The sequence below is a fragment of the Pseudoalteromonas sp. S3260 genome, from assembly GCF_005886925.1.
GTDB lineage: Bacteria > Pseudomonadota > Gammaproteobacteria > Enterobacterales > Alteromonadaceae > Pseudoalteromonas > Pseudoalteromonas tetraodonis.
In genome coordinates, this window is the sequence record NZ_PNCV01000349.1 from 1 (window position 1) to 303 (window position 303).

The 303-nt window shown below is 46.5% G+C and carries 1 protein-coding gene; it reads left to right on the forward strand.

The features are described from left to right. Window positions 1-303, forward strand: a 303-nt coding sequence (locus CWC14_RS18755) for a biotin/lipoyl-containing protein (protein WP_283957465.1), incomplete at both ends; no start/stop codon positions are given.

Genomic DNA, 303 nt, shown 5'->3' on the forward strand with positions numbered 1-303 from the left:
TGGTGATGACGAAGTTGAAGTCACCGAAATTATGGTCAGTGTTGGTGATAGCGTTGAAGAAGAACAATCAATTCTTAACGTTGAAGGCGATAAAGCTTCTATGGAAGTGCCTGCGCCACAAGCCGGTAAAGTTAAAGAAATCAAAATCAATGTCGGCGACACCGTAAAGACAGGGTCGCTGGTATTTATCTTTGAAACTGCAGGCGGTGGCAGTACCGAGAGTCCAAGCTCGAGCGATAGCGACAAGCAAGAAGCGAAGGCAGACAAAGACAGCGGCAGTGTTGAAGTTAAAGAAGTGACGGT